This window comes from Oceanobacillus sp. NCCP-135, from assembly GCF_059698015.1.
Genome location: NZ_BAAKSZ010000081.1, coordinates 1 through 752 on the forward strand (window position 1 = coordinate 1; position 752 = coordinate 752).

Annotated in this window: 1 rRNA gene; it reads left to right on the plus strand. The window is 42.2% G+C overall.

The features are described 5' to 3' along the window. Nucleotides 1-394: 394 nt before the first annotated feature. Nucleotides 395-752 (plus strand): 16S ribosomal RNA (locus AC6HVZ_RS19610); the annotation flags it as partial.

Genomic DNA, 752 nt, shown 5'->3' on the forward strand with positions numbered 1-752 from the left:
TTCAAAAAAATAAAACCTTTATTTTTTTGCTCGTAAAACTAGAAAAGTGGCACATCGCAAAAAGCTCTTGTAAAATAATCGTTGACTTTGTAAATTAACCATGATAAAGTTAAATCCGTCGCAAAAATCCTTTTGGAATTAACGACAAAAAATAAAAAATACTTATTGACTTTATATTAGTCAATGTGGTATATTAATAAAGTCGCTGATTTGAGAGCGACATAATAATTTGCTCCTTGAAAACTGAACAAAACAACCAGTATGTAACGGATGTCAGAGGTAAGAAATCGGAAGTCAGATTTATATAATCTGGGTGAAGACGAACTACCCTGGAATCCATTTTTAAAGCTAAGACAATTGATAGAATGGATTGGTGTCGATTCTATTCAAACTTTTTATGGAGAGTTTGATCTTGGCTCAGGACGAACGCTGGCGGCGTGCCTAATACATGCAAGTCGAGCGCGGGAAGCAAGTTGAACTCCTTCGGGAGTGACGCTTGTGGAACGAGCGGCGGACGGGTGAGTAACACGTAGGCAACCTACCTGTAAGATTGGGATAACTTGCGGAAACGTGAGCTAATACCGGATAATCCTTTTCATCACCTGGTGAGAAGGTAAAAGGTGGCTTTTAGCTACCACTTACAGATGGGCCTGCGGCGCATTAGCTAGTTGGTGAGGTAAGGGCCCACCAAGGCAACGATGCGTAGCCGACCTGAGAGGGTGATCGGCCACACTGGGACTGAGACACGGCCC